Raw genomic sequence first — 22126 nt, 5'->3', positions numbered from 1 at the left:
AAAAGCGTGGAGAAAGTCGGATTTTCCACGCTCTTAGACAAAAGCGAAAAAGCATGATATAATACAGAAAAAGCTGCAAAGGAGGCTGGTGTATGCAGGTTAAGCTGACAATGGGGGAACGTTTGAAGGATTTACGAACAGCACAAAAGCTGACGTTGGAGCAGCTTGCCGCCGAGGTGGGTATCTCGAAATCCGCACTTGGCAAATATGAATCGGATAACGGCAAGGACATCAGCCCGTACAGCATTCTGTTGCTGGCTGACTATTACGGTGTTTCCTGCGACTATCTGATGGGACGGACGGAAACAAAAAATCACCCAAACACAGCTCTGCATGAGCTGCATTTGAGTGATGCTTCGATTGATGTATTGAAAGCGGGCAAGTTCAACCACCGGCTGCTGTCGGAGCTGATCTGCCATAAAGATTTCCAGCGCTTTATGCTGGATGCTGAGATTTACGTTGACCGAATCGCAGATATGCGCGTCAACGATATGAACGCCGTGCTGGAAGCCATCCGGCAGATGGCATTGATGAAAAATGGCGGCGAGGAAAATGACCTGCACCTGCGGACGCTGGAAGTGGCGCAGATTCGGGAAGATAAATATTTCGGAAGCCTGATTGCGGATGATCTGAAAGGTATCCTCCGTGATATTCGAGAGCAGCATCGCCCTGACACCATGACTGCGGATGAAGTCTCCTTTGCAGAAAATATGCAGAACCAGTTGCGGGAGGCAATGAACTTTGAGGGCAGTTCCGAGGAAAAGCAAATCCGTGCGTTCATGGCAACGATTGGGCTTGATTATGACACACTCACGAAGGAAGAATTTGTCTCAATCATCAGCGGGCTTAAAAAGTCCAAGTACCTGAAAAGCCCCATCAGCCAGCGAGGGAAAACGACTATGACCCACGGCAAGGGAAAACGGAAGAAACGTTGAAACCGGAGCGGCGCGGCGGCGAGACGAGGGGTTTTATATGCCTTTCCTTCCTTTTCCGGCCAGTCGGATTTTGCTTCTCAAAAATCCTGCGTTTGTGCCGTAACCCCCGTCACAAAATCCACCTGTCCTACTGCCGCGAAAAAGCGTTTGTTGCCACACTCTGCCGCACCGCAGAGTATGCCGCCAACCCCTTTCCCGCGTCAGCCGGAAGCAAAGGTATAACACACTAGACTTTGCAGAGCAAAATCGTGTGCCAACAGGGATGCTGCGCGCCCCTATTGGAAACCCAGCGTCAAAGGAGATTGCTCCCCTCTGCACTCCCCTTGTTTTAGTCGCCTATGAAGATGCAACTATATCACAGCTTGCACATTTATAGCCTCCTAAAACATAACCTTCCACAGATTTCATCCAGTGGGGAGATGAATTCTGTGGAAGGTTTTGTTTGTTATTACCCAACTTTGCTTCAAAAGTATCGAAGTTCCAGATGCTGTAAAAATACCTAGATATTATGATTCTTACTCGATGACACCATCTGTATCGAAGATATGATCTAGCTCATCTGTGTTTATCGCACAAGAAACCTTTTCACGGATTGCTGTTTTATACATATCTAGTCGTCTGAACTGATTTCTTCCCGCTGCATCCTTACCCATACGGATAAGCTGGATTCTACCGACACCCGGATTCTGTCTTGCGTATTCTGCAAAACCTTTAGCCTTTCCAAGATTGTCCTTAAAGTCTGCACTGTGTGGCTCAAGGATATCGATCACATAGCCAAGGCGCTCATCTTCACGCACTATGATAAAATCAGGATAAGTTGGTTTAATCTCTCCGTTGATTTCATAGGGAATGCACAGTGCCCATGACGCTCTGGAAGGATTGCGAATCCAGCAGACAAAATCCTTCCGCTTTTCTTCCTCTGCAATCAAATCAGCCTCCCAGCCGTTTAGCTTCAGTTTCGCTGTTCCCGTGGCATCACTAACGAACAAGTGATCACGGTATTCTTTGCCACCAGCCTCATGTGGAACCTGTATTGTCTCTGGAAGGCGGAAGTTATGCTTGCTGACCACATCACCATCAGAGACGATGCTGTCGTAATCTCTGCGGATTTTCTCTGAGCTGATAGTGGCAATATATCTGCGATAATCATCATTCAGTCCGTGGAACCGGTTTTCCGCATAGGTGTGAAGTCTGTTCATGCAGTTCTCGTCAGCAACAAAAAGAATGACGTCTATCTTAAAAGCCGTGAGGTCACTGAGGTCGCCATACTTATTGCCATATGCCATACCAATGCCTTCACGTCCCAACTTCACATCGGCAATCTGGAACTGACGTTCAATATCTGTATCGGTCGTCGTAAACATATCATGAACAGAATAGTTGTCCACAGTCTCGCCGAACGCATCAAAAATCTGCGTGGCCAGCTTGAACTGTTTTACCTGCTGCACAAGATCATCGTACTTGCCCGTAGCTTTCATATCTTCCACATAATCACGAATTATCTGGACAATCTCATCCTGCACCTCTCTGATTGCCTCACGGTGCAGCTTGGACATACTAAGCAGGTGTGCCATCCGATATAGCGATTTGAGGTAATCGTTAATCCGGAGCGCTCTGACATTATAAGAAAGCAGACCGGCATCATTGATAAATTTCATAACCGCTTCACGGTCAAATAAATCCTCCACTTCTTCCTGCTGGCTATCTGGAGCCATAGTTTCAGGTGCAGTAACTGCGCTCGGCTGAGCATCTGCTGTCGGTTTAACATCCGTCTGAACGGTCTGTGTGCTATCGGCGCTCATTTGCTGGAAGGCATTTGTAGGCTGTGCGGGTGTCACTTCTGCTACATCCGGGATCTGTGTCTGCTGCTGTACCGGAGTAGGTGCACCCTGTGTATCCGTTATGGATACCAAAGCTGGCACCTCGGTACCTTGATTTGCAAGCACCTCCAAAGTCAGCTGTCCCGGAATTGACGTTTGCATTTTCTTCTTCGGTTTAACAGTTAGTGTCTCGAAGCGTTTCCCAGATAGCGACTCACCATATATGTCTGTCGGAATATCTCCACCCTCACTGCTCTGCAATGCCTCCACGACATTTTTGACCGTTTCCTCGTTAAAATACGGCAAATACAGATGCACATCATTCAGGACATCATCGACCTGAATATGCATCTGCATCGGAGTTCTGACCATGCGTCCAAGGAGCTGGGCGATATAGGTTGCGTCATTCGCGTGTTTAAAAGACATCATGGTCTCTGCCCTTGGGCAATCCCATCCTGTGGACAGGTTCTCTTTAAAGAACACGACACGGATATTTCGGTCATTTGCGATACGGGAAGGTTCCTCATAACGTACTTCAAGCCCGTTTACCGTAAGGGAGGCATTTGTTCCTCCGAAGGTATGGACTACCTGACCGTTTTCCAGCTTGAATCCGGTCCGTTCCTCAATCTTTGCGATGCAATCATCCAGATTGGTATCGGTCAGCTTGCCTCCGGTTCCATTTAGCACCTGGATGATCAGAATTGGATTCACATAGGCGTAATGCTGCTCAAAACAATACTGCGTCCAATGTTCCCACTTTTCCTTCCAGTCGTCTGCTGCCGCCTGCAGGATAGCCATATCGTTGTTGACTGCACTGACCTCTGGGTAAGTGATGACAATGCGGTCTTTCAAAAGTCCGGACGCCCGCACTTCATCCGCTGTGACAATGGACTTATGTATGGTTGAGGATGTGCCCTCGACCAGAGCATTGAACCGTTGAGTCGTCGCGGACATACCAATCACCACTGGCATCGGCGGAATATGCTCCTCATCGCTACCCTTGATAAATTTCTGCATGATTGTCGTGGCCTTGCTGGCCTCACGTCCCTGCATGCCGCGGTGCGCTTCATCTATGATAAAGTACAGCCTGTCGCTCTTTTCCCGAACAGTATTTGCAAGCGTCTGCCAAATTGTATAAGTCCTGCCATCGCCATTTTTCGTTAGCTTGGAGGTGACCGACAGTTTCTGCGTATTCAGAAAATAAACATGACCGTCCTCAAATACCTCTTTATCAAAGGATTCCTCGGAAACTGTAACGCACTGCGACAACTTGATCTTATCAGCCTTGGAGTCGATCTTTTGCTTTGACTGCTCGTTCAGCTGAGGCGAATCCGAAAGCCAGACAATGATTGCATCCGGCTGCTCCATATACTGTTCATCACCGAAAAGAATAGCCTCAATCAGCGCGGACATAATGATGGTCTTTCCGGCTCCGGTTGGAGCAGTAAAGGAAACCACCTGCGGCGCATGTGTTCTGTGATAGCTACCCATTGCCTCCGCAGTCTTCATACGGATATCAGCAAGCGCTCTTTTCTGAAAAGGGAATAATTCTACTCTCATGGTTGCAACGGTGTACAAAGGGAACATAATAAAAAACTTAATAATGGACTGCCAATCTTACACAAAGTACCGCCCAAACGAGACTACGGGCGGTATTTTTGTATCATGGCGGAGAAAGGAGGAACTTCCCACGGGGGCTTGACTGAAAAGTTGAGCCCCTTTTTTCATGCCAAAAAACAGGAGGTAAATGCTTATGGCAGATGATAAAACCACAAAAACGCCGGAACAGCCGGTAACGGATAGCGGGCCGGGCAAGGAAACGCCTCCCGCTCCCCCAAAAGAGCCGGGGAAGGTTTCCGTTTCCCCGGAGCCGGAAAAAAAGACGGAACCAGAGGTAAAGAACCCACAGGTTTCTGTCTATAACTTCGCTGAAATTATGAAGGAAAAGAAAGTCGAGGAACGGGCGGCAGCTCCCGGCGTGGAAAAGCCTGACCCGGCAAAAGCGGAGAAACCGGAAAAGCAGCCGGAGGCTCCGAAAAAAGCAGAGGAAAAACCCAAAGAGCTGGAACAGCCGAAGCGCCGGGGCCGTCCCCCGAAAGCAAATAAGGACAAGGCCGCAGCCCCGAAGTCCAAAGCTCCCGCACAGAAACCGGAAAAGGCGGTCAAAAAGGAACCGGAGAAAAAAACGGCTCCAACGATACAGGCCGCTCCCGCTCCGAAAGGACCCGAAAAGCCAAAGGATACTCCACGCCGGGGCAAGGAGCAGATCGTCTATATCAAGCTGAACGAGCTCCACGCCTTCAAGAACCATCCCTTTGAAGTCCGAGACGATGAAGAAATGCGGGCTATGGTGTCCAGCGTCAAGGACAAGGGCGTTACCCAGCCTGCTATCGTCCGTCCCCGTGAGGATGGCGGCTATGAGATCGTGTCCGGCCACCGCCGCCAGAAGGCCAGCGAGCTTGCCGGATATGCGGATATGCCCTGTATTGTTCGCAATCTGACGGACGATGAAGCCATCACGCAGATGGTCGAGGACAATCTCAACCAGCGTGAAGAAATCCTTCCTAGTGAGCGGGCCAAAGCCTTGAAAATGCAGCTTGAGGCCATCAAGCACCAGGGCTCCCGCACTTCGGGCCAGATTGACCCGAAGGACGCAGGAAAACGCTCCAACGAAATTGTAGCCGAGCGCAATAAGATGGCGGTCAAGCAGGTGCAGCGGTATATCCGGCTCAATGAGCTGGTTCCCGACCTGATGAAGCTGATGGATGAAAAAAAGCTGGGCTTTACTACGGCGGTGGAGCTTTCCTATATCGGCAAGAAGAACCAGAACTATATCGCCGTCGCCATTGACAGCCAGCAGTCCTCGCCTTCACAGGCGCAGGCAAAGCGTATGCGTGAGCTGGACGAAAAGAAGCTGCTCAACGGGGATGTGATCGACGGCATTATGATGGAGGACAAAAAGGAGGTAGACAAAGTGATTTTGACAGGTGCGGAACTGAGCAAGTATTTCGGCAAGGAAACTACGCCGAGGGAAATGAAGGACCAGATCATCAAGCTGCTGGACGACTGGAAGGGTCAGCAGAAGGAACATGAAAAGCCGGAGAAGAAAACCGAACAGGAAAAGTAAGCCCAAACTTCGGGTCAGCATGGCCCGAGGATTGCGGGGCTCTGCCCCGCGCCCCGAAGCTCTGGAGATATAAATTATTCCCCGTCGCCAGTTATTCCGTAGCATAGCCGGGAAAATCAGTCAAGGGCAGCGCCGCCGCAGGCGGTGCCAGAGGCACCCTTGACGGATTTCTCCCGGTTATGCTTTTTCCCGGTCAAGCGACGGGGATATAAATTCTCCAGAGCCGTTCCCCTTCCCGGGGGAAGGGGCGGAGGGGTTGGGCGAACTCTTGCTTTTCCCTAAACCAAAACAGAAATGGAGGCTCAACCAATGAAACGACCTTTAGCATACCTGACCGCCGCATGGAGCGGCGAGCCGGATGTTGATATGGAGCTGGCGGCCCACTACTGCCGTCTTGCTTATGAGGCGGGCTTTTCCCCGATCTGCCCGCTCTTGTATCTGCCGCTGTTTTTGAATGACAGCGTTCCCGAGGAACACAAGGCCGGGATTGATATGCGCCGGGATATGCTGCGGCGCTCCCACACCCTGATCGTCTGCGGCAGCGCTGTGGACGAGGATGTAAAAAATGATATTGCGGTTGCCGGACGGCTGGGCATTGCGGCGACAACGCTGGAAGGGGTGCTTGCCGTGAAGGGACACGGCACCCCGGGCCATGCCGGACATTAAGCTGGGGAGCCTTTTTGACGGGATCGGCGTGTTCCCTCTGGCTGCTTCACGGTGCGGTATCCGTCCGGTATGGGCCAGCGAGATTGAAAAAGCGCCCATCTCCATAACCAAAAGGCACTTTCCCGACATGGTGCATTTGGGGGATATTACGAAGGTGGACGGCGGGAAAATCCCACCTGTCCATATAATTACCTTCGGTTCCCCCTGTCAGAACCTTTCTCTGATCGGCAACCGCTCCGGCCTTGCCGGGGCAAAATCAAGCCTGTTCTATCAGGCGTTTCGTATCATACAGGAAATGAGGGATGCTACTGATAACCTATATCCAGCTATCGCTGTTTGGGAAAACGTCATGGGAGCGTTTTCTACAAATGACCGGATGGACTTTAGAGCCGTCTTATCCGCCTTCTCGGACACCGAAGTTCCAATGCCTCCTTCGGGAAGATGGGGAAACGCCGGAATGGTGCGAGGGGGAACGCCTGATGTGTGCTGGCGACTCATGGACGCCCAGTATTGGGCAGGCTCCCGAAGGCTGGCACGAAGGCAGCGGATTTTCGTCGTGGCGGATTTTGGAGGCAGACGTGCCGCAGACATACTATTTAAGCCCCGTCCAATGCTCCCACTTCCTCCGCCTTGCGGAGAGGGCGGGTGGGCCGCCGCCGAAGGAGATCGAACAGCTTCTTTTGAAACAGGGCGGCAGATACCAGTCATCCACCCCTTTCAGTGCTTCCGTATGCGGGGAGCGGCAAAAAGGCAGGAAGAAACGGCCTTCCGAAACAGCTTCGGATTACCAACTGACCCTTTTCCCACTCTTTTAGCCAGTGATGTAACGCCCTTTGCCTTCTGGTATGAGGGCGACCCGAAGGGCGGCTGTATCCGTTTTCTGACGGAAACGGAAAGCGAACGGCTGATGGGGCTGCCAGAGGGCTGGACAAAGTACGGGGCGGACGGCGTGGAAATCCGGCCTCTGCAACGCTACAAGGCACTGGGAAACGCGATTGCCCTCCCTTGCGCCGATTACATTATGGCCGGGATTTATGAGGTGCTGGCTGACCGGGCCGGAAAGGAGGAATGAGCCCATGTTTGAAGCCTATATAACCAATACAGCCCTATACCCCTTAATGGGGATTGAGGTAGGGACAACGGTACATTTCCCCATGACGACACAGGAGTTGCAGGCCGCCCTTGCCAAAATCGGGATAGACGGGAAACGGTACAGCGAAGTGTTCTTTACCAGCTTTGACAGTGATGTGCTGGGGCTCTACGATTATCTCTACGAATGTGAGAACATCGACGAGCTGAACGAGCTGGGCCACGCCCTGCTGGAAGTACGGGATAAGGGCGGACTGGAAACCTTTGAAGCCGCTCTTGTCTTGGGAAACCACACAAGGAGCGTGAAGGATTTGATAAACCTGACGCAGAACCTTGACCTTTACCGCTTTTACCCGGATATTTCCGATGATGAAGGGCTGGGCCGTCTTTACGCCGACGAGCTTGGGACTATCGACATACCGGAGCACATTCAGAACTACTTCGATTATGAGGCATACGGGCGGGATGTGCGTATCAACGAGGGCGGCGTATTCGCTCCCGGTGGGTATGTGTCGGCAGTCCCGGAGGGCTTCAAGGAGTATTACCACGGGCCGCAGGACATTCCGCCGGAACACCGGATATTTGCCTATCCTGAAAAGGCCGAGCCTGTCCACTCCATTCTCGCTACACTCAAACGGTTTCAAGAAGCCCCACTCGCTCCGAAAAAGGACAAGGCGGGGCCTTCCCATGAAGAACGGTAAGACTTCGGGCCAGCATGGCCCGAAGCATAAAGGAGGTGCATACCATCAACTATTACCCTATCAATGAAGGAGCCGCCCGCCGGGCAAAAGAAATGAACAGCTTTTCCGACTACAAGGAAGGGAGCGCAACGGCGGAATACCGGGCAATGGTGGACAAGGCCGCCGCCATAGCGGAAAAGCAGAAATCCCGGGTGGACCCCATGTACCATGAGAAGATCGACCATCTGTTAGACACCTACGCCCGCAAGCTGGCCGAAAACATGAACCAAGGCTTTGCCATTGACGCGAGGGTTCCCTCTGTGCTGATCGCCGGGCCTTCCAATTTCCCGGTGGGAAAGAAGGAAAAACAGAACCGGGCGCGGGACAGCAACATGGAGGAATGGCGGCATATTCAAGGGCTGCTGGATAAGATACGCAGCACCGGCATGGGCGGGATCAGCGCCGATGACCCGGCAGCGATTGAAAAGCTCCAGAAGAAGCTGGACGGGCTGGAACGCTCCCAGCTCATTATGAAGGAGGTCAACGCCTATTACCGCAAGCATGGCAAGCTGGACGGCTGTGCGCTGCTGTCGCCGGACCAGATCGAAAAGCTGAAAGCAAGCATGGCGTCAAGTTGGCGAAGCGACCCGAGGCCCTTTGAAAGTTACCAGCTAACCAACAACAATGCGGAGATCCGCCGGGTAAAGGCCCGTATCGAACAGCTTTCCAAACAGGCACAGCAGGAATTTTCCGGCTGGGAGTTCGATGGGGGTCGTGTGGAAATGAACCGGGAGGACAACCGCTTGCAGGTGTTCTTTGACGGAAAGCCTGACGCGGACACCCGGGCCGAGCTGAAAAGCAGCGGCTTTCGTTGGGCTCCCAGCGTGGGCGCATGGCAGAGGCAGCTCACGGACAACGCCATCCGGGCGGCTGACCGTCTGGAATGTATCAAGCCGCTGTCCGGCGAAAAGCCCTCCCAACTTCAAAAGAAGCCCTCTATCTTGCAGACCATGCGGGAACAGGACGAAAAAGTCCAGACGGAGCCGGAAAAGAAAGCTCCGTCCGGCAGAGATGCCGAGCGGTAAGCCTCGGGCCACATTGGCCCGAGGTTTTCTGTTCCCCGAGATTGTACGGGGGCCTCCCGGATAGCGGGAACCCCGACGGAAAGGAGGTTTTATGCAGGAAGAAGTAAACCAAAAAACGGTTGCCCTTTCGATCAGGACAACGAAGCTCACAGGAAAAGTGCTGGCTGCCGCTCTTGGCAAGGTGGTTCGGGCGCTGCAAAAGCACCACCAGAAGGCGCTGACCCCGCAGGGACGCCAGAGCGTGAAAAAGCTGATGAACCACTATGGCGGCAAAAGTGCCATGCCCTATGTGGGAGCTCCAAAGGATTTTGACCGGATCGCAAAGGAGTTCCATGTGGACTACGCTTTCCATAAAGTGAGCCCCGGCCATTACCTGCTGTTCTTCAAAGCCAATCAGGCGGACGCCATCACAGCGGCCTTCCAGAAGTACAGTGCAAAGGTGCTGAATAAAGAGCAGGACAAGGCTTCCATCCTCGGCCAGCTTCGGAAATTCACGGAGCAGATCAGGACACAGGCAAAGGAAAAGCAGCGGACCAGAGAGGCGGTGAAGGACGGACGTTGAGTGACAAGATTAGAAAATATGTGCTCCCCAACCTGCCGTACCTCTTTGTGTTCTGGTTTTTCTCCAAAATCGGGACGGCCTACCGGATCGCCCCCGGCACAGACTTCGGGACAAAGCTCATGGGGATGCTCGATACCTTCCCCAAAGCCTTTGAAACCTACTGGCCGGGGCTTGGCGGTATTGACCTGCTGGTGGGCCTTGCCGGTGCGGCTGGGGTGTATCTGCTGATACAGTCAAAGATCAGGCAGGCGAAAAAATTCCGGCGGGATGCGGAATACGGCACCGCCCGCTTTGGAACAAAGGAGGATATAAAGCCGTTTGTTGACCCTAAATTTCAGAACAATGTCATTCTGACCGGGACGGAGTTCCTTACCATGAACACCCGTCCGAAGATACCTGCCAATGCCCGGAATCTAAACGCCTGTGTCATCGGCTCGTCCGGCTCGGGAAAGACAAGGTTCTGGTTGACCCCGCAGCTCCTTCAAGCCCATTCCTCGTATGTGGTGGTAGACCCGAAGGGCGGCACCCTCGACCAGTGCGGGCGGTTTCTGCAACGGGAGAAATACAGGGTGCGGGTGTTCAACAGTATCGACTTTTCAAAATCCATGCACTACAATCCGCTGGCCTATATCAAGACGGAAAGCGATGTTTTGAAATTTGTTACTGCTCTGATCGCCAACACCAAAGGCGACGGCAAGGAGGGCGACGAGTTCTGGACCAAAGCCGAAACCCTCTTGTACTGCGCCCTTGTGGCCTACATCGTCTTTGAGGGGCCGGAGGAAGAACGCAACATGAATACGCTGGTGGAAATGATAAACAGCATGGAAGTCCGGGAGGATGACGAAACCTTCAAAAATGCGGTGGACTATATGTTTGACGGGCTGGAACGCCGCAGCCCCCAGCACTTCGCCGTGAGGCAGTATAAGAAATACAAGCTCGCCAGCGGCAAGACAGCCAAAAGCATTTTGATTTCCTGCGGTGCAAGACTGGCTCCCTTTGATATTCCCCAACTTCGGGAGATCATGTCTTATGACGAACTGGAGCTGGATAAGCTGGGGGATGAAAAATCAGCGCTATTCTTTCTTATCAGCGACACGGACACCACCTACAACTTTTTGGTTGCCCTCGCTTTTTCGCAGATGTTCAACCTTCTGTGTGAACGGGCTGATAACACCTATGGCGGGCGTCTGCCCTACCATGTGCGGGTGCTGTGGGACGAGGCAGCCAACACCGGACAGGTGCCGGGGCTGGAAAAGATCGTGGCCGTCATCCGCTCCCGTGAGATCAGCCTGACGCTTTTTTATCAGGCAATGAGCCAGTGCAAGGCATTGTACAAAGACCATTCCGAAACCATCATGGGCAACATGGACAGTATCGTATTCCTCGGAGGCCGGGAGGCTTCCACCCTAAAGGATATTTCGGAAAACTGGCTGGGCAAGGCCACCATCTCTATGCAGACCGAGGGCCGAAGCCGTGGACAGTCTGAAAGTTACAGCCAGAATATGCAGCGGCTTGGCCGGGAGCTGATGACCACCAGCGAGATCACCACCATGCCCGGGGATAAATGTATCTTGCAGCTTCGGGGGCTCCCGCCCTTCCTGTCCCCGAAGTATGACTTGAAAAAGCACCCGAATTACAAGTACACAGCCGAATTTGATAAAAAGAAAAACGCCTTCCGCTTGGAAAGCCTGTTCCGCCACCGGCCATTGAGACTAAAGCCGGAGGACGAATACACGGTGTACGAAGTGGACGGCTCCGACACGGACGAAGAAGCTGACCTGTTGAATTTCGATGATCTGGACAGCGACGAGTTTGTGTAACTTCGGGCCATGTTGACCCGAAGCGCCGCCGATGTGGGCGGCTTTTTTTGTACCCAAAATCATCAAACAAACAAAATGGAGGAACGTATATGGAATTTTTCAATCAGGCAATCGACATTCTTAAAATTCTGGTCATGGCTCTTGGCGCTGGTCTGGCGGTATGGGGCGTCATCAACCTTCTGGAAGGTTACGGGTCGGACAACCCTGCGGCAAAAAGCCAGGGCATTAAGCAGCTCATGGCTGGCGGCGGTGTCGTTCTGATCGGCCTTCAGCTTATCCCTCTGCTGTCCGGGCTGTTCAGCTAAATGTCACCCGTTGTCCCTTTTTCCAGAAAAGGAGCTGATGTATGGACTTTATCATCGACGCAATCGTTGAATGGCTGAAAGGTCTGCTCGTCGATGGTATCATGGGAAATCTGGACGGCCTTTTCGATAACGTCAATCAGAGCGTTGGCGAAATCGCCACACAGGTAGGCACGACCCCGGCGGACTGGAACGCCGGGGTCTTTTCCATGATACGACAGATCTCCGAAACTGCCATTCTGCCAATCGCCGGGGTCATCCTCACTTTTGTTATGACCTATGAACTGATACAGATGCTCATAGAACGCAACAACCTCCATGAAGTTGACACATGGATGTTCTTTAAGTGGGTGTTCAAAACCTTTGTGGCTGTGATGATCCTGACGAATACCTTCAATATCGTGCTGGCGGTCTTTGATGTGAGCCAGCATGTGATCCAGCAGTCAGCGGGCATTATCCAGAACGGGACAGAAATCACGCCGGATGTGCTGGACAGTCTGCGGACAGAGCTTGAGGCGATGGAGTTAGGCCCTCTGTTCGGACTCTGGCTCCAGTCCTTCCTGATCCAGCTTACCATGATTGCCTTAAACATCGTGATTTTCGTCATCGTATATGGCCGTATGATTGAAATTTATTTACTCACAAGTTTAGCGCCTATCCCGTTTGCCACAGTCCCCAACAGGGAAACCGGACACATGGGGCAGAACTATTTCCGCTCCCTCTTTGCGGTGGGCTTTCAAGGCCTATTGATCTTAGTCTGTGTCGCCATCTATGCGGTGCTGATCCAGAGTATCGCCACCGACGGCGACCCCATCGGGGCGATCTGGGGCTGCGTGGGATATACGGTGCTGCTGTGTTTTACCTTATTCAAAACAGGCAGTCTTGCAAAATCCATCTTCGGCTGCCATTAAGAGACTTCGGGCCATGACGACCCGAAGCGGAAAGGAGAAATCCATGCAGGAAAAAACAGCGGGCGGAACACCAGCCGCCCCTATAAAGCTGGATGTAAGCGTGCGGGTCATCGAACCTGTGAAAAACCTCATGGGCTTTGCCAGCGTGAAATTCAATGACTGCTTTGTGGTGGAAAATCTGAAAATCGTACAGGGCAGCAAGGGCCTCTTTCTTGGGATGCCCAGCCAGCCGGACGGCAAAGGCGGCTATCGGGATATGGCCTACCCTGTCACAAAGGAGTTCCGGGAACAGCTCAATACTGCTGTTCTGCAAGCCTATGAGGCAAAGCTGGAACAGATGGCGGAGCGCGGCTCTGTGGGGCGTGCGTCCATCAGCGACCAGCTCAAAGCCGGAAAAGCGGCTGCCGAACAGGCAAAGGCAGAGCGGCCTCCGAAGGAAAAGCCCAGCCGCAGTGCAGAGCGTTGACCTCGGGCCATGCTGGCACGAAGCAGAAAGGAGGCGGGAACCATGCCACGCAAACGGACGGGCTATGACGCGGCCTGCTATTACGACGGAAAACTGCTGGGCCGCTGTACCAAAGCGGACAGCGACGCCTATACCCTGTTGATGAACGCCTGCGGCGGGGAGGCCGCCCGTGTCCTTCGGGAATATGCCTATTTTTCCCCAGAACTGAAAGCCATCTTGGAAAAGGCGGCGCTCATGCAGGCGGACCGGAGCCGGACGGGCGGAATGTTCCATGCGCCGAAAAGCTCCCCGTGGGGCGAGGTGCAGAATTGTGAAACCCTCTGTCCGGGGGTGTTTCTGGTATCTACCGCCAGCCACGGCGGAACGATGGTGGCAAACGAGGTAGCCGCCGTTCTCTCCCCAGCGGCCAAAAAATGCGGCTTCAAGGACAGGGGCTATATCTGCTATGAGGAGGACGCACAGGAAAGCGTAGTGCTCCGGGAGCTGCTGGACAAAAAGCTGTGGAAAATCCCTGACCGCATTAAGGACAAAGGACAGTTTGAAGAAAAACTCAATCAGTCCATCCGGCAGTATCACCCCGAATACTGGCGGGCAAGGCAGAGCGGACGAGAGGCCGCCGAAGCTGCCCGCAGCACAGCCCCGGCCAAAGAAGCCGCAAGATAACCTCGGGTCATGCTGGCCCGAAGCAATAAAGGAGGTGTACCAAAATGGCCTATGTGCCAGTACCAAAAGACCTTTCCAAAATCAAGACAAAGCTGGCCTTCAATCTGACGAAGCGCCAGCTTGTTTGTTTTTCCAGCGCGGCGGCGGTGGGCCTCCCGGCCTACCTGTTTTCCCGTGGCAGTATCGGGAACAGCGCCGCCATGTTCCTGATGATCGGCCTCATGCTCCCGTTCTTCTTTCTGGCTATGTATGAACGAGACAGTCTGCCGCTGGAAAAAGTGCTGAAAAACATCATCCGCACCCGGTTCCTCTATCCCCGTGTGCGGCCTTACAAAACCGAAAACTTCTATGCGCTGCTTAGCGCCAGAAAGGAGGCGCAGCCGATTGCGAAACAGCAGAAGGGCCGGAAAGCCCGCAGGCAAAAAGCCTGAAAAGCAGAGCCTTCTCGGCCTGTTCACAAAGGGAAAGAACATTCCCACCACCGCCCAGCAGACCCTCCCTTACCGGGAAATGTACCGGGACGGGGTGTGCCGGGTAGCGGACCGCTATTACACCAAGACCATTGAATACGAGGACATCAACTACCAGCTCGCACAGTCCGAAGATCAGGCGGCCATCTTTGACGGGTGGAGCGCCTGCCTCAACTACTTTGATAGCAGCCTTCCGTTCCAGCTTTCCTTCCTCAACCACCGGAGCCGCCCGGGCAGCCGATACAGCGTGAACATCCCCATGCAGGACGATGATTACAACAGCGTCCGGTGTGAGTATGTGGAAATGCTGGAAAACCAGATCGCCAAAAGCAACAACGGCATTGTCCGCACAAAGCTCCTGACCTTCGGCGTGAATGTGGACGACCTTTCCACCGCCAGGGCAAGGCTGGAACGTGTAGAGGCGGACATTTGCGGGAACTTCAAAAAGCTGGGCGTCAAGTGCCGATCCCTTTCGGGGCTGGAACGGCTGGAGCTTCTTCACGGGCAGCTCCACCCCGGCAGCGGCTCCCCCTTCCGGTTTTCATGGGATATGATCCCCAAAACCGGGCTTTCCACCAAAGACTTTATCGCCCCGGACAGCTTCGATTTCCGTTTCAGCCGACTGTTCCGGGTGGGGACGACTTGGGGCGCTGCCTCCTACTTGCAGATTTTGGCCTCAGAGCTCTCGGACAAGCTGCTGGCGGAGCTTTTGGAAATGGATGCGGAAATGACCATCACTCTCCATATCCAAACCGTCGATCAGGCCGCCGCCGTGAAATCCATCAAGGCCAAAGTCTCCGACATTGACAAGATGAAGGTGGAGGAACAGAAGAAGGCCGCCCGGGCCGGGTACGACATGGACATACTCCCGCCCGACCTTGTAACGTACAGCAACGACGCAAAGACCCTCTTGGAAGATTTGCAGAGCCGGAACGAGCGAATGTTCCTGTTGACCTTCCTTGTGGTGAACATGGCCCCGACCCGCCGGGAGCTGGACAACGACCTGTTCACGGTGTCGGGTATCGTCCAGAAATACAACTGCACCTTGAAGCGGCTGGACTTCCAGCAGGAGGACGGTTTTCTTTCCAGCCTTCCGCTGGGTCATAACGGCATTGAGATCAAGCGTGGCATGACGACCAGCTCCACGGCCATTTTCGTTCCCTTTATGACGCAGGAGCTCCGCATGGATGGCGAAGCCGTCTATTACGGGCTCAACGCACTTTCCCATAACGTCATCATGGCAAACCGGAAAAAGCTCAAAAACCCCAACGGCCTGTTCCTCGGCGTGCCTGGCTCCGGCAAATCCTTTGCCGCAAAGCGGGAGCTTGTGAACGTGTTCCTTGCCACCCGTGACCGGATCATTGTGGTGGACCCGATGGGCGAATACTCGCCCCTTATCAAGCGGCTGGGCGGACAGGTCATCGAGATCGCCCCGGACAGCCCCCACCACATCAACCCGATGGACATTGACCTGAGCTTTGACGAGGAAAACCCGATGGCGCTGAAAGCCGACTTTATCCTGTCGCTGATGGAACTGATCGTCGGCGGCAAGGACGGCTTGCAGCCGGTGGAGCGGACCGTCATTGACCGCTGTGTGCGCCAGATGTACCGGGAACATTTGCAGGACCCGGAAACAAGCAAAATGCCGACCCTCCAAACCCTGTATGACCTGCTCTGTTCCCAGCCGGAGGGCGAGGCGGTACGGCTGGCAACTGCCCTTGAAATCTATGTGTCGGGTTCCCTTAACGTGTTCAACCATGAAACCAATGTGGACCTGAACCGCCGTCTGGTATGCCTTGACTTAAAAAAGCTGGGTGCCGGGCTTCGGACGATTGCCATGCTCATTATGCAGGATTTGGTAAACTCGCAGGTGTCCATGAATTTCCTGCGCGGTATCGCTACATGGTGCTACTTCGACGAATTTCATGTGCTGCTCCGTGACCGTCTGACGGCAAGCTATTGTGTGGCGATCTGGAAAATGCTGCGAAAAAAAGGGTGCGTTCCCAGTGCTTTAACGCAGAACGTAAAGGATTTTCTGGCAAGCCCGGAGATTGAGAACATCTTTGAAAACTCGGACTTCCTTGTGCTGCTCTCGCAGGCACAGGGGGACCGGCAGATTTTAGCCAAACAGCTTGGGATCAGCCCCCACCAGCTTTCCTATGTGACCCATACCAATTCCGGCGAAGGGCTGCTGTTCTTCGGGAACACCACCATCCCGTTTGTTGACCGCTTCCCGCAGAACACAGAGCTGTACGCCATTATGACCACCCGCCCGGAGGACAAAAAACAGGAAATGAACCGGGCATAACACACTTCGGGCCATGATGGCCCGAGGTTTGGAAAGGAGGGATACATCATCGGAAAGAAACCGGACAAACGGAATTTTCAAAGGCCGGGGCCGACGGAGGATACCGGGGGCAATCGCCCCGGACCGGCTGAACGGGAAGGGCCTTCCCCTGCACCATCCCGACGTCTGCGGTTTGAGGACGAGGATACCGGACAGGACAGCCCTTCGGGCCATGATGGCCCGAAGTCCAAAAGCGGCAAGTTTCAAGAGGACAGCCGGAAAAGCCGTCCCTCTGACCGCATGAGGCAGGAGGATGAAGCGGGCGGGCCGCAGGATACCGGCAAGGCACAGGAGCCGGAGGGCTCCGCCGAGAAGGCCGGGAGCAAAAAGGACAAGTACCAGAAAGCACAGGCAAAAGCGGAACACGCCGGGGAAAAGCTGGGAAAGGCCCGGGAGAAACTGGACAAGACCGAGGCAAAACGGGCAGCGAAGAAGCCGCCGGGGCTTGCAAAAAAGGCAGTCCGGGGAGCCCGTACAGAAGCATGGTTCTATGTCCACAACAAGATACACGAGGTCGAGCATGAAAATGTGGGTGTGGAAGGAGCCCATAAATCCGAGCTGACCGCCGAGGCCGGAGCCCGGAAACTGACCCGGTATGCCAAACGCCGCTGGCAGGAGCACCCGGCCCGGAAGGTGGCAAAGTGGGAACGGAAGGACATAAAAGCCCGGGCCAATGTGGATTTTCAAAAGATGGCCTCCGATCACCCGGAACTTGCCAGCAATCCGCTTTCCCGTGTGCAGCAGAAATGGAAACTGAAACGCCGGTATTCCAAAGAGGCAAAGGCGGCTGCAAAACAGGGCGCAAAGGCCGCAAAGAAAACCGCTGCCGCTTCGGGAACTGCGACCCGGCGGGCGGCGCAGTTTGTGACCCGTCATCCTGTGGCGGTGCTGGTCCTGCTCCTGCTGTTGCTACTCTGTTTTCTTGTGTCGGCGGTAAGCTCCATCTTTCCCACGCTTGGCAGCGGCCTTGCCAATGCGTTATCCGGCACCTCCTACGCCTCGGAGGATACGGATCTGCTGGGCGTAGACGAGGACTACACGGCACTGGAAAACGAGCTGGCGCAGACGGTAGCGAACATTGAAAGCACCCATCCCGGCTATGACGAGTACCGCTATTCCGTGGACGAGATCGGCCATAACCCCTATGAGCTGGCGTCCTATCTCTCGGCAAAGTACCATGTGTATTTCCGGGAACAGGTGCAGGACGAACTGCGAGAAATCTTCGAGGCACAGTATGAGCTGACCTTGACGGAGGAAGTCGAGATACGCTACCGCACCGAAACCAGCACCGACCCGGAGACCGGGGAAACCACCACCGAGGAAGTCCCCTATGAGTATTACATTCTCAATGTGATCCTCACAAACAAGACGCTGCCCGCCGTGATCCTGCCGAGGCTTAACGAACAGCAGCGGGAAATCTACACCGTTATGCAGCAGCTCAAAGGCAACAAACCCTATCTGTGGGAAGGGATTTACAACGGCGGCGAAGATACCGGGCCCAGCTATGAGATACCCGGCGAGGCACTGGATGACCCGGCTTTTGCGGCGCTCATGGAAGAAGCCACAAAGTACATCGGCTGGCCCTATGTGTGGGGCGGCTCCAGCCCGTCCACCTCCTTTGACTGTTCGGGCTTTGTCTGCTGGGTGTACACGGCCAGCGGCGTCCACAACCTGCCCCGTACCACGGCGCAGGGCATTTATAACCAGTGCGCTATCATTTCCCCCTCCGAGGCAAAGCCCGGCGACATTATCTTTTTCACGGGAACCTATGACAGCCCCGGCCCTGTGTCCCATGTGGGGATTTATGTGGGCGACGGGATGATGCTCCATTGTGGTTCGCCCATCCAATACGCAAACATCAATTCAAGCTACTGGCAGACACATTTCTATGCCTTCGGGCGTTTGTGAGCCAGAGGAAAGGAGTCCTTGCATGAACAAGATCGACAAGCTCGATAAGGAACTGGAAAAAGCCCGGGAGAAGGCTGCCGAGTGGCAGGCCAAAATCCGGGAGCTGGAAAAGCAGAAACAGGAGGAAGAAAACAGCCAGATCGTGCAGGCGGTGCGCTCCCTTAAACTGACGCCCGCCCAGCTGATGGCATTTCTGAATGACCCCAAAAACAGCCTTACCGCTTCGGGCCATACTGACCCGAAGCCGGAGGCACCCGAAAAGGAGGACACAGCCCATGAAGAAAATTAAATACCGCAGGCTGGCGGCGATGGCTGCCAGCCTTTTGTGTTGCCTGATCTTTACAGTCCCGGCTTATGCACAGAGCAGCGAGCCGCAGCCGGAGACAGCTCCCTCCCCGGCAGAAACCGAAGCAGAGCCGGAAACCCAGAACCCCTTTACCCCGGACGGGACGGGAACCGTGGTGGACAACGCCACCGACGAGGATGGAAAGGAGTTCTACACCATCACCACCGCAGACGAGAGCGTGTTTTATCTGGTGATCGACAAACAGAAAACCAGCGAGAACGTCTATTTCCTCAATACCGTTACCACAGACGACCTTCTGCCTCTTGCCGAACAGGGTAAGGAACCGCCCAAAGAAGTGACCCCGGAGCCAGAGCCAAAGCCCACTGAACCGGTGGAGGAAGTACCGGAACCCGAGCCGGAGAAAAAGGACAGCCCCCTTCTCTCTCTGCTCCTGATTGGTGCGGTGGTGCTGGCCGGCGGTGGAATTGGTTACTATTTCAAGATTTACAAGCCGAAGCATGAGGCCCCGGATTTGGAAGATGATTACTGCGAATATGAGGACGGGGAGCTGGAGGAGATCGCAGAGGAACCCGAGGACGAAGATACCCCGCCGTGGGAGGAAGATACGGAGGAATGAGAATGAATTTTACAAGCAGCCCTTTTGAACGAATGATGAAGGAAGTACCGCACCCCGGCTGGGACAATGACAACCCTTGTAAGGGATGCCGTTACTACAAGGAGTGCAAAGGAAAGAAAAAACAGTGCCGGAAGAAGTTTCGGGCGCTGATCGTGGAGCCCCGCCCTTCGGGCCATCGTGGCCCGAAGTCTTAAATGGACGCCCGGGAGCTGACCCGTGACGAGAAGAAGAAAATCCGCACTCTGGTCACGGGGATGTGTGCCAACTATGACAGGGAAAGCGGCCTGTGCCTTCCTCTGGACTGTGCCTGTTATATGCTGCACAAGTGCTGGACAGGGGCGTACTGCCGTTACTTCCGTGAGGCTGTCCTGCCCCTTGACCCGGAGCTTCAAGCGGCGCTGACAACGGAAGGAATCTCCCCGGAACTGCGGGCCTGTGCGGTCTGCGGAAAGGCATTTTGGCCCGAGGGGCGTCAAGCCTACTGCTCCGACGTCTGCAAGGCCGAAGGAAACCGTCGGAAAAGCCGGGAACGCATGAGGAAAATGCGGGAGAAAAGGCCGGGCGGCTGTTACGATTTGCCGCCTCCAAAGGCTTGACATTCCGGGCTTTTTTGAGGGTGTTTCTGGGGTGGGAATATCTTATTACATTCCTCCCCGGTCTGCCCTCTTATTTCGTAACATCCAGCACTTCGGGTCATGTTGACCCGAGGCATAGAAAGGAGGGATCTCTTGGAGACAGTACAAGGATATGTGATTTTGAAAGCTGCCACCTTTGAAACCGGACACGGCTTTGCGCTGGGGCATAATCCGGGAGCGCCGAGCCCCTTTGTGACCTGGCAGTTTACCGAGGGGGAAAACGGCCATCGGGATTACTACTGGGGCCGCTATGGAACCAGTCAGGCGTGGGCGCAGCGGGACTTTGATCGCCGGGTGGACGACTATCAGCAGTTTTACCATGCGGCGGTCAAGCATACCGAGCTGGGACCGGAGGGCGTTTACCGCTATTATTCCACCCAGCGGCCCGTGGACATAGGAACTTACCCGAAGCCGCCGGATAACCAGCCTCTTTCCATCGTCAACTACGATGACGACAGGCGGCGTCCTGTGGCAGACGGCAGGCTGATGGCATGGGGCGAACTGACCTACGCAAAGCCGCTGACCGAAAAGCAGATAGAGGATTATGAACTGAAACCAGCACCGGGCAATCCTGACCGGGTGCGCCCATCCATTACCGCCCGGCTCAAAGAAGGAACCAGAGGGCAGGAACCCCCGAAGGAGCCCGGCCAGAAGCGGAGCCATAAAAACCATGAGGAACGATAAAGGAGGATCGCCATGCACGAAAAAGACAACTATCTGAAAACCGCCGAGCTCTCCACGGAGCAGAACTGCAACATGATCGACGGCGTACCCAACAACACGCCTATCCCACCCACGCCCCCGGAGTTGGACGCAAAACCGCTTGATAAGGTAAAGGAGCCCAAAGAGCGCCGGAAAGGCCGGGAGTTGGAACGCTGATGGAGAACCGCAAGCGGAATGTCCATCTGCACGTTATGGTAACGCCGGACGAGCTGGCAGCCATCCATGAACGGATGGCTGAGGCGGGCATTTCCAACGCCGGGGCTTATGTGCGGAAAATGGCTCTGAACGGGTATATCCTGCACATCGACCTTACGCCCGTAAAAGAGCTGATCTCTCTGCAACGGCGCTGTTCCAACAATCTCAATCAGGTCGCCGTACACGCACACACCTATGGCGTGTACCCGGAGGAAATCGACGGATTGAAGCGGGACTATGAAAAGCTGTGGGGCGAGGTGTCAAAGGTGCTGCGGGAGCTTTCCGAGCTGGTGGCAAAGTAAGACGAGGGCGGCAGGCTTCCGTTGTGGGGCTTGCCGCCCTGCTCTTTTTTTACCACTTCGGGCCAGTATGACCCAAAAGTTTGGGACAGGATTTACTAATCTTTCGCAACATTTATGTCCCCGGGCAAGCATGATAAAATAGAGATAGAAAGAATAAAGGAGGTTTTGATGATGAAGATACTGCTGAAAATATTGGTTGCTCCCTTTGCTTTGGCGTTGTCCCTTCTGGCGGCTCTGCTGGTGTTCCTATTTGATATTTGTGCCGTCCTGCTGACGATTGCCTCTGTGATCCTGGCGGTGCTGGGTGTCGCTCTCTTTTTCACGCCGACGCCCATAGGCGGGATTGTATTTCTGTTTCTTGCCTTCCTTCTTTCGCCGTATGGACTGCAAGCGGCGGCGGGCTCCCTTCTTTGGGCGCTGGACGGAGGCAAATCCGCTCTGTACCGGTTTCTGGCAAGTTAAGCAGCCTCGGGCCATACTGGCCCGAAGTCGGGGCG

At 54.3% G+C, this 22126-nt stretch carries 24 protein-coding genes; 23 read left to right on the top strand and 1 reads right to left on the bottom strand.

All coding sequences use genetic code 11. The features are described from left to right. Positions 1-92 precede the first annotated feature (92 nt). The gene (locus PG062_RS10630) at positions 93-935 is read left to right on the top strand and encodes a helix-turn-helix domain-containing protein (RefSeq protein WP_113999840.1); all 843 of its coding nucleotides are present in this window, start codon (positions 93-95) and stop codon (positions 933-935) included. Positions 936-1450: 515 nt separating this feature from the next. On the opposite strand, the gene PG062_RS10625 is transcribed toward PG062_RS10630, so the two are convergent. Next, a complete protein-coding gene (locus tag PG062_RS10625) occupies positions 1451-4264 on the bottom strand; it encodes a DEAD/DEAH box helicase family protein (RefSeq protein WP_408611414.1) in 2814 nt (937 codons plus the stop codon). 238 nt (positions 4265-4502) lie between these two features. Here PG062_RS10625 and PG062_RS10620 point away from each other — a divergent pair, with 238 nt between their 5' ends. The 22 genes from PG062_RS10620 (at position 4503) to PG062_RS10515 (ending at position 22091) form a co-directional block, all read left to right on the top strand. Continuing rightward, positions 4503-5882: a ParB/RepB/Spo0J family partition protein gene (locus PG062_RS10620; RefSeq protein ID WP_270752263.1), complete on the top strand. Its 1380-nt coding sequence runs from the start codon at positions 4503-4505 to the stop codon at positions 5880-5882. Positions 5883-6191: 309 nt separating this feature from the next. Then, positions 6192-6548 (top strand): DUF7768 domain-containing protein, encoded by a 357-nt coding sequence (locus PG062_RS10615; protein ID WP_003500157.1) that lies wholly within the window; start codon positions 6192-6194, stop codon positions 6546-6548. Beyond that, positions 6535-7620 (top strand): DNA cytosine methyltransferase, encoded by a 1086-nt coding sequence (locus tag PG062_RS10610; RefSeq protein WP_050005641.1) that lies wholly within the window; start codon positions 6535-6537, stop codon positions 7618-7620. Before PG062_RS10615 ends, PG062_RS10610 begins: the two co-directional genes overlap by 14 nt. A gap of 4 nt (positions 7621-7624) precedes the next feature. Next, positions 7625-8338 carry an antirestriction protein ArdA gene (locus tag PG062_RS10605; protein ID WP_118701000.1) on the top strand — a complete coding sequence of 238 codons (714 nt, stop codon included), beginning with the start codon at positions 7625-7627 and terminating at the stop codon, positions 8336-8338. 14 nt (positions 8339-8352) lie between these two features. Continuing rightward, positions 8353-9402 carry a DUF8626 domain-containing protein gene (locus PG062_RS10600; RefSeq protein ID WP_050005642.1) on the top strand — a complete coding sequence of 350 codons (1050 nt, stop codon included), beginning with the start codon at positions 8353-8355 and terminating at the stop codon, positions 9400-9402. A 91-nt stretch (positions 9403-9493) separates the two neighbouring features. Next, complete coding sequence (locus tag PG062_RS10595; RefSeq protein WP_025543433.1) at positions 9494-9964, top strand: PcfB family protein; 471 nt, start codon at positions 9494-9496, stop codon at positions 9962-9964. Continuing rightward, on the top strand, positions 9961-11784 hold the full coding sequence (locus PG062_RS10590; RefSeq protein WP_021425361.1) for a VirD4-like conjugal transfer protein, CD1115 family: 1824 nt from the start codon (positions 9961-9963) through the stop codon (positions 11782-11784). The genes PG062_RS10595 and PG062_RS10590 overlap by 4 nt, the downstream gene beginning before the upstream one ends. An 89-nt stretch (positions 11785-11873) precedes the next feature. Then, positions 11874-12089 carry a Maff2 family mobile element protein gene (locus PG062_RS10585; RefSeq protein WP_016306504.1) on the top strand — a complete coding sequence of 72 codons (216 nt, stop codon included), beginning with the start codon at positions 11874-11876 and terminating at the stop codon, positions 12087-12089. 41 nt (positions 12090-12130) lie between these two features. Then, the gene (locus PG062_RS10580; RefSeq protein WP_005927637.1) at positions 12131-12997 is read left to right on the top strand and encodes a VirB6/TrbL-like conjugal transfer protein, CD1112 family; all 867 of its coding nucleotides are present in this window, start codon (positions 12131-12133) and stop codon (positions 12995-12997) included. A 43-nt stretch (positions 12998-13040) separates the two neighbouring features. Next, the gene (locus tag PG062_RS10575) at positions 13041-13463 is read left to right on the top strand and encodes a SpoVG family protein (protein WP_117613993.1); all 423 of its coding nucleotides are present in this window, start codon (positions 13041-13043) and stop codon (positions 13461-13463) included. Positions 13464-13505: 42 nt separating this feature from the next. Then, positions 13506-14126, top strand: a complete 621-nt coding sequence (locus PG062_RS10570) for a DUF7007 domain-containing protein (protein ID WP_330589012.1) — start codon at positions 13506-13508, stop codon at positions 14124-14126. Positions 14127-14170: 44 nt separating this feature from the next. Further along, positions 14171-14557 (top strand): PrgI family protein, encoded by a 387-nt coding sequence (locus tag PG062_RS10565; RefSeq protein WP_195280404.1) that lies wholly within the window; start codon positions 14171-14173, stop codon positions 14555-14557. Continuing rightward, positions 14475-16904: a VirB4-like conjugal transfer ATPase, CD1110 family gene (locus PG062_RS10560; protein ID WP_373098350.1), complete on the top strand. Its 2430-nt coding sequence runs from the start codon at positions 14475-14477 to the stop codon at positions 16902-16904. Before PG062_RS10565 ends, PG062_RS10560 begins: the two co-directional genes overlap by 83 nt. 279 nt (positions 16905-17183) lie before the next feature. Further along, positions 17184-18851 carry a C40 family peptidase gene (locus PG062_RS10555; RefSeq protein ID WP_270752262.1) on the top strand — a complete coding sequence of 556 codons (1668 nt, stop codon included), beginning with the start codon at positions 17184-17186 and terminating at the stop codon, positions 18849-18851. Between the two features lie 22 nt (positions 18852-18873). Continuing rightward, the gene (locus PG062_RS10550) at positions 18874-19140 is read left to right on the top strand and encodes a DUF4315 family protein (RefSeq protein WP_005927622.1); all 267 of its coding nucleotides are present in this window, start codon (positions 18874-18876) and stop codon (positions 19138-19140) included. Continuing rightward, positions 19127-19774, top strand: a complete 648-nt coding sequence (locus PG062_RS10545) for a DUF4366 domain-containing protein (RefSeq protein ID WP_032521002.1) — start codon at positions 19127-19129, stop codon at positions 19772-19774. Before PG062_RS10550 ends, PG062_RS10545 begins: the two co-directional genes overlap by 14 nt. A 2-nt stretch (positions 19775-19776) precedes the next feature. Next, positions 19777-19968: a hypothetical protein gene (locus PG062_RS10540; protein ID WP_318272949.1), complete on the top strand. Its 192-nt coding sequence runs from the start codon at positions 19777-19779 to the stop codon at positions 19966-19968. Further along, on the top strand, positions 19969-20370 hold the full coding sequence (locus tag PG062_RS10535; protein WP_118128104.1) for a cysteine-rich VLP domain-containing protein: 402 nt from the start codon (positions 19969-19971) through the stop codon (positions 20368-20370). A 132-nt stretch (positions 20371-20502) separates the two neighbouring features. Then, positions 20503-21093, top strand: coding sequence for a defense against restriction DarA-related protein (locus PG062_RS10530; RefSeq protein ID WP_210410584.1), 591 nt, complete (start codon positions 20503-20505; stop codon positions 21091-21093). A gap of 12 nt (positions 21094-21105) precedes the next feature. After that, positions 21106-21288, top strand: a complete 183-nt coding sequence (locus tag PG062_RS10525) for a DUF4316 domain-containing protein (protein WP_003500078.1) — start codon at positions 21106-21108, stop codon at positions 21286-21288. Then, positions 21288-21629: a plasmid mobilization protein gene (locus PG062_RS10520; RefSeq protein WP_005927607.1), complete on the top strand. Its 342-nt coding sequence runs from the start codon at positions 21288-21290 to the stop codon at positions 21627-21629. The genes PG062_RS10525 and PG062_RS10520 overlap by 1 nt, the downstream gene beginning before the upstream one ends. A gap of 168 nt (positions 21630-21797) precedes the next feature. Continuing rightward, positions 21798-22091, top strand: a complete 294-nt coding sequence (locus PG062_RS10515; RefSeq protein WP_243105699.1) for a CD1845 family protein — start codon at positions 21798-21800, stop codon at positions 22089-22091. Positions 22092-22126: the final 35 nt, after the last annotated feature.

Origin of the sequence: Gemmiger qucibialis, from assembly GCF_027689445.1 — a bacterium.
In the GTDB taxonomy this organism is placed as follows: Bacteria; Bacillota; Clostridia; order Oscillospirales; family Ruminococcaceae; genus Gemmiger; species Gemmiger qucibialis.
The sequence above is the reverse complement of the archived record's forward strand: the minus strand, read 5'-3'. Positions and strand labels throughout refer to the sequence as shown.

What these genes read in the sequence shown, in the direction of transcription:
- PG062_RS10630 (WP_113999840.1), top strand. Translation starts at nt 93, where the DNA reads ATGCAGGTTAAGCTGACAATGGGGGAACGTTTGAAGGATTTACGAACA.
- PG062_RS10625 (WP_408611414.1), bottom strand. Translation starts at nt 4,264, where the DNA reads ATGAAGACTGCGGAGGCAATGGGTAGCTATCACAGAACACATGCGCCG.
- PG062_RS10620 (WP_270752263.1), top strand. Translation starts at nt 4,503, where the DNA reads ATGCTTATGGCAGATGATAAAACCACAAAAACGCCGGAACAGCCGGTA.
- PG062_RS10615 (WP_003500157.1), top strand. Translation starts at nt 6,192, where the DNA reads ATGAAACGACCTTTAGCATACCTGACCGCCGCATGGAGCGGCGAGCCG.
- PG062_RS10610 (WP_050005641.1), top strand. Translation starts at nt 6,535, where the DNA reads ATGCCGGACATTAAGCTGGGGAGCCTTTTTGACGGGATCGGCGTGTTC.
- PG062_RS10605 (WP_118701000.1), top strand. Translation starts at nt 7,625, where the DNA reads ATGTTTGAAGCCTATATAACCAATACAGCCCTATACCCCTTAATGGGG.
- PG062_RS10600 (WP_050005642.1), top strand. Translation starts at nt 8,353, where the DNA reads ATGGCCCGAAGCATAAAGGAGGTGCATACCATCAACTATTACCCTATC.
- PG062_RS10595 (WP_025543433.1), top strand. Translation starts at nt 9,494, where the DNA reads ATGCAGGAAGAAGTAAACCAAAAAACGGTTGCCCTTTCGATCAGGACA.
- PG062_RS10585 (WP_016306504.1), top strand. Translation starts at nt 11,874, where the DNA reads ATGGAATTTTTCAATCAGGCAATCGACATTCTTAAAATTCTGGTCATG.
- PG062_RS10580 (WP_005927637.1), top strand. Translation starts at nt 12,131, where the DNA reads ATGGACTTTATCATCGACGCAATCGTTGAATGGCTGAAAGGTCTGCTC.
- PG062_RS10575 (WP_117613993.1), top strand. Translation starts at nt 13,041, where the DNA reads ATGCAGGAAAAAACAGCGGGCGGAACACCAGCCGCCCCTATAAAGCTG.
- PG062_RS10570 (WP_330589012.1), top strand. Translation starts at nt 13,506, where the DNA reads ATGCCACGCAAACGGACGGGCTATGACGCGGCCTGCTATTACGACGGA.
- PG062_RS10565 (WP_195280404.1), top strand. Translation starts at nt 14,171, where the DNA reads ATGGCCTATGTGCCAGTACCAAAAGACCTTTCCAAAATCAAGACAAAG.
- PG062_RS10560 (WP_373098350.1), top strand. Translation starts at nt 14,475, where the DNA reads ATGCGCTGCTTAGCGCCAGAAAGGAGGCGCAGCCGATTGCGAAACAGC.
- PG062_RS10555 (WP_270752262.1), top strand. Translation starts at nt 17,184, where the DNA reads ATGAGGCAGGAGGATGAAGCGGGCGGGCCGCAGGATACCGGCAAGGCA.
- PG062_RS10550 (WP_005927622.1), top strand. Translation starts at nt 18,874, where the DNA reads ATGAACAAGATCGACAAGCTCGATAAGGAACTGGAAAAAGCCCGGGAG.
- PG062_RS10545 (WP_032521002.1), top strand. Translation starts at nt 19,127, where the DNA reads ATGAAGAAAATTAAATACCGCAGGCTGGCGGCGATGGCTGCCAGCCTT.
- PG062_RS10540 (WP_318272949.1), top strand. Translation starts at nt 19,777, where the DNA reads ATGAATTTTACAAGCAGCCCTTTTGAACGAATGATGAAGGAAGTACCG.
- PG062_RS10535 (WP_118128104.1), top strand. Translation starts at nt 19,969, where the DNA reads ATGGACGCCCGGGAGCTGACCCGTGACGAGAAGAAGAAAATCCGCACT.
- PG062_RS10525 (WP_003500078.1), top strand. Translation starts at nt 21,106, where the DNA reads ATGCACGAAAAAGACAACTATCTGAAAACCGCCGAGCTCTCCACGGAG.
- PG062_RS10520 (WP_005927607.1), top strand. Translation starts at nt 21,288, where the DNA reads ATGGAGAACCGCAAGCGGAATGTCCATCTGCACGTTATGGTAACGCCG.
- PG062_RS10515 (WP_243105699.1), top strand. Translation starts at nt 21,798, where the DNA reads ATGATGAAGATACTGCTGAAAATATTGGTTGCTCCCTTTGCTTTGGCG.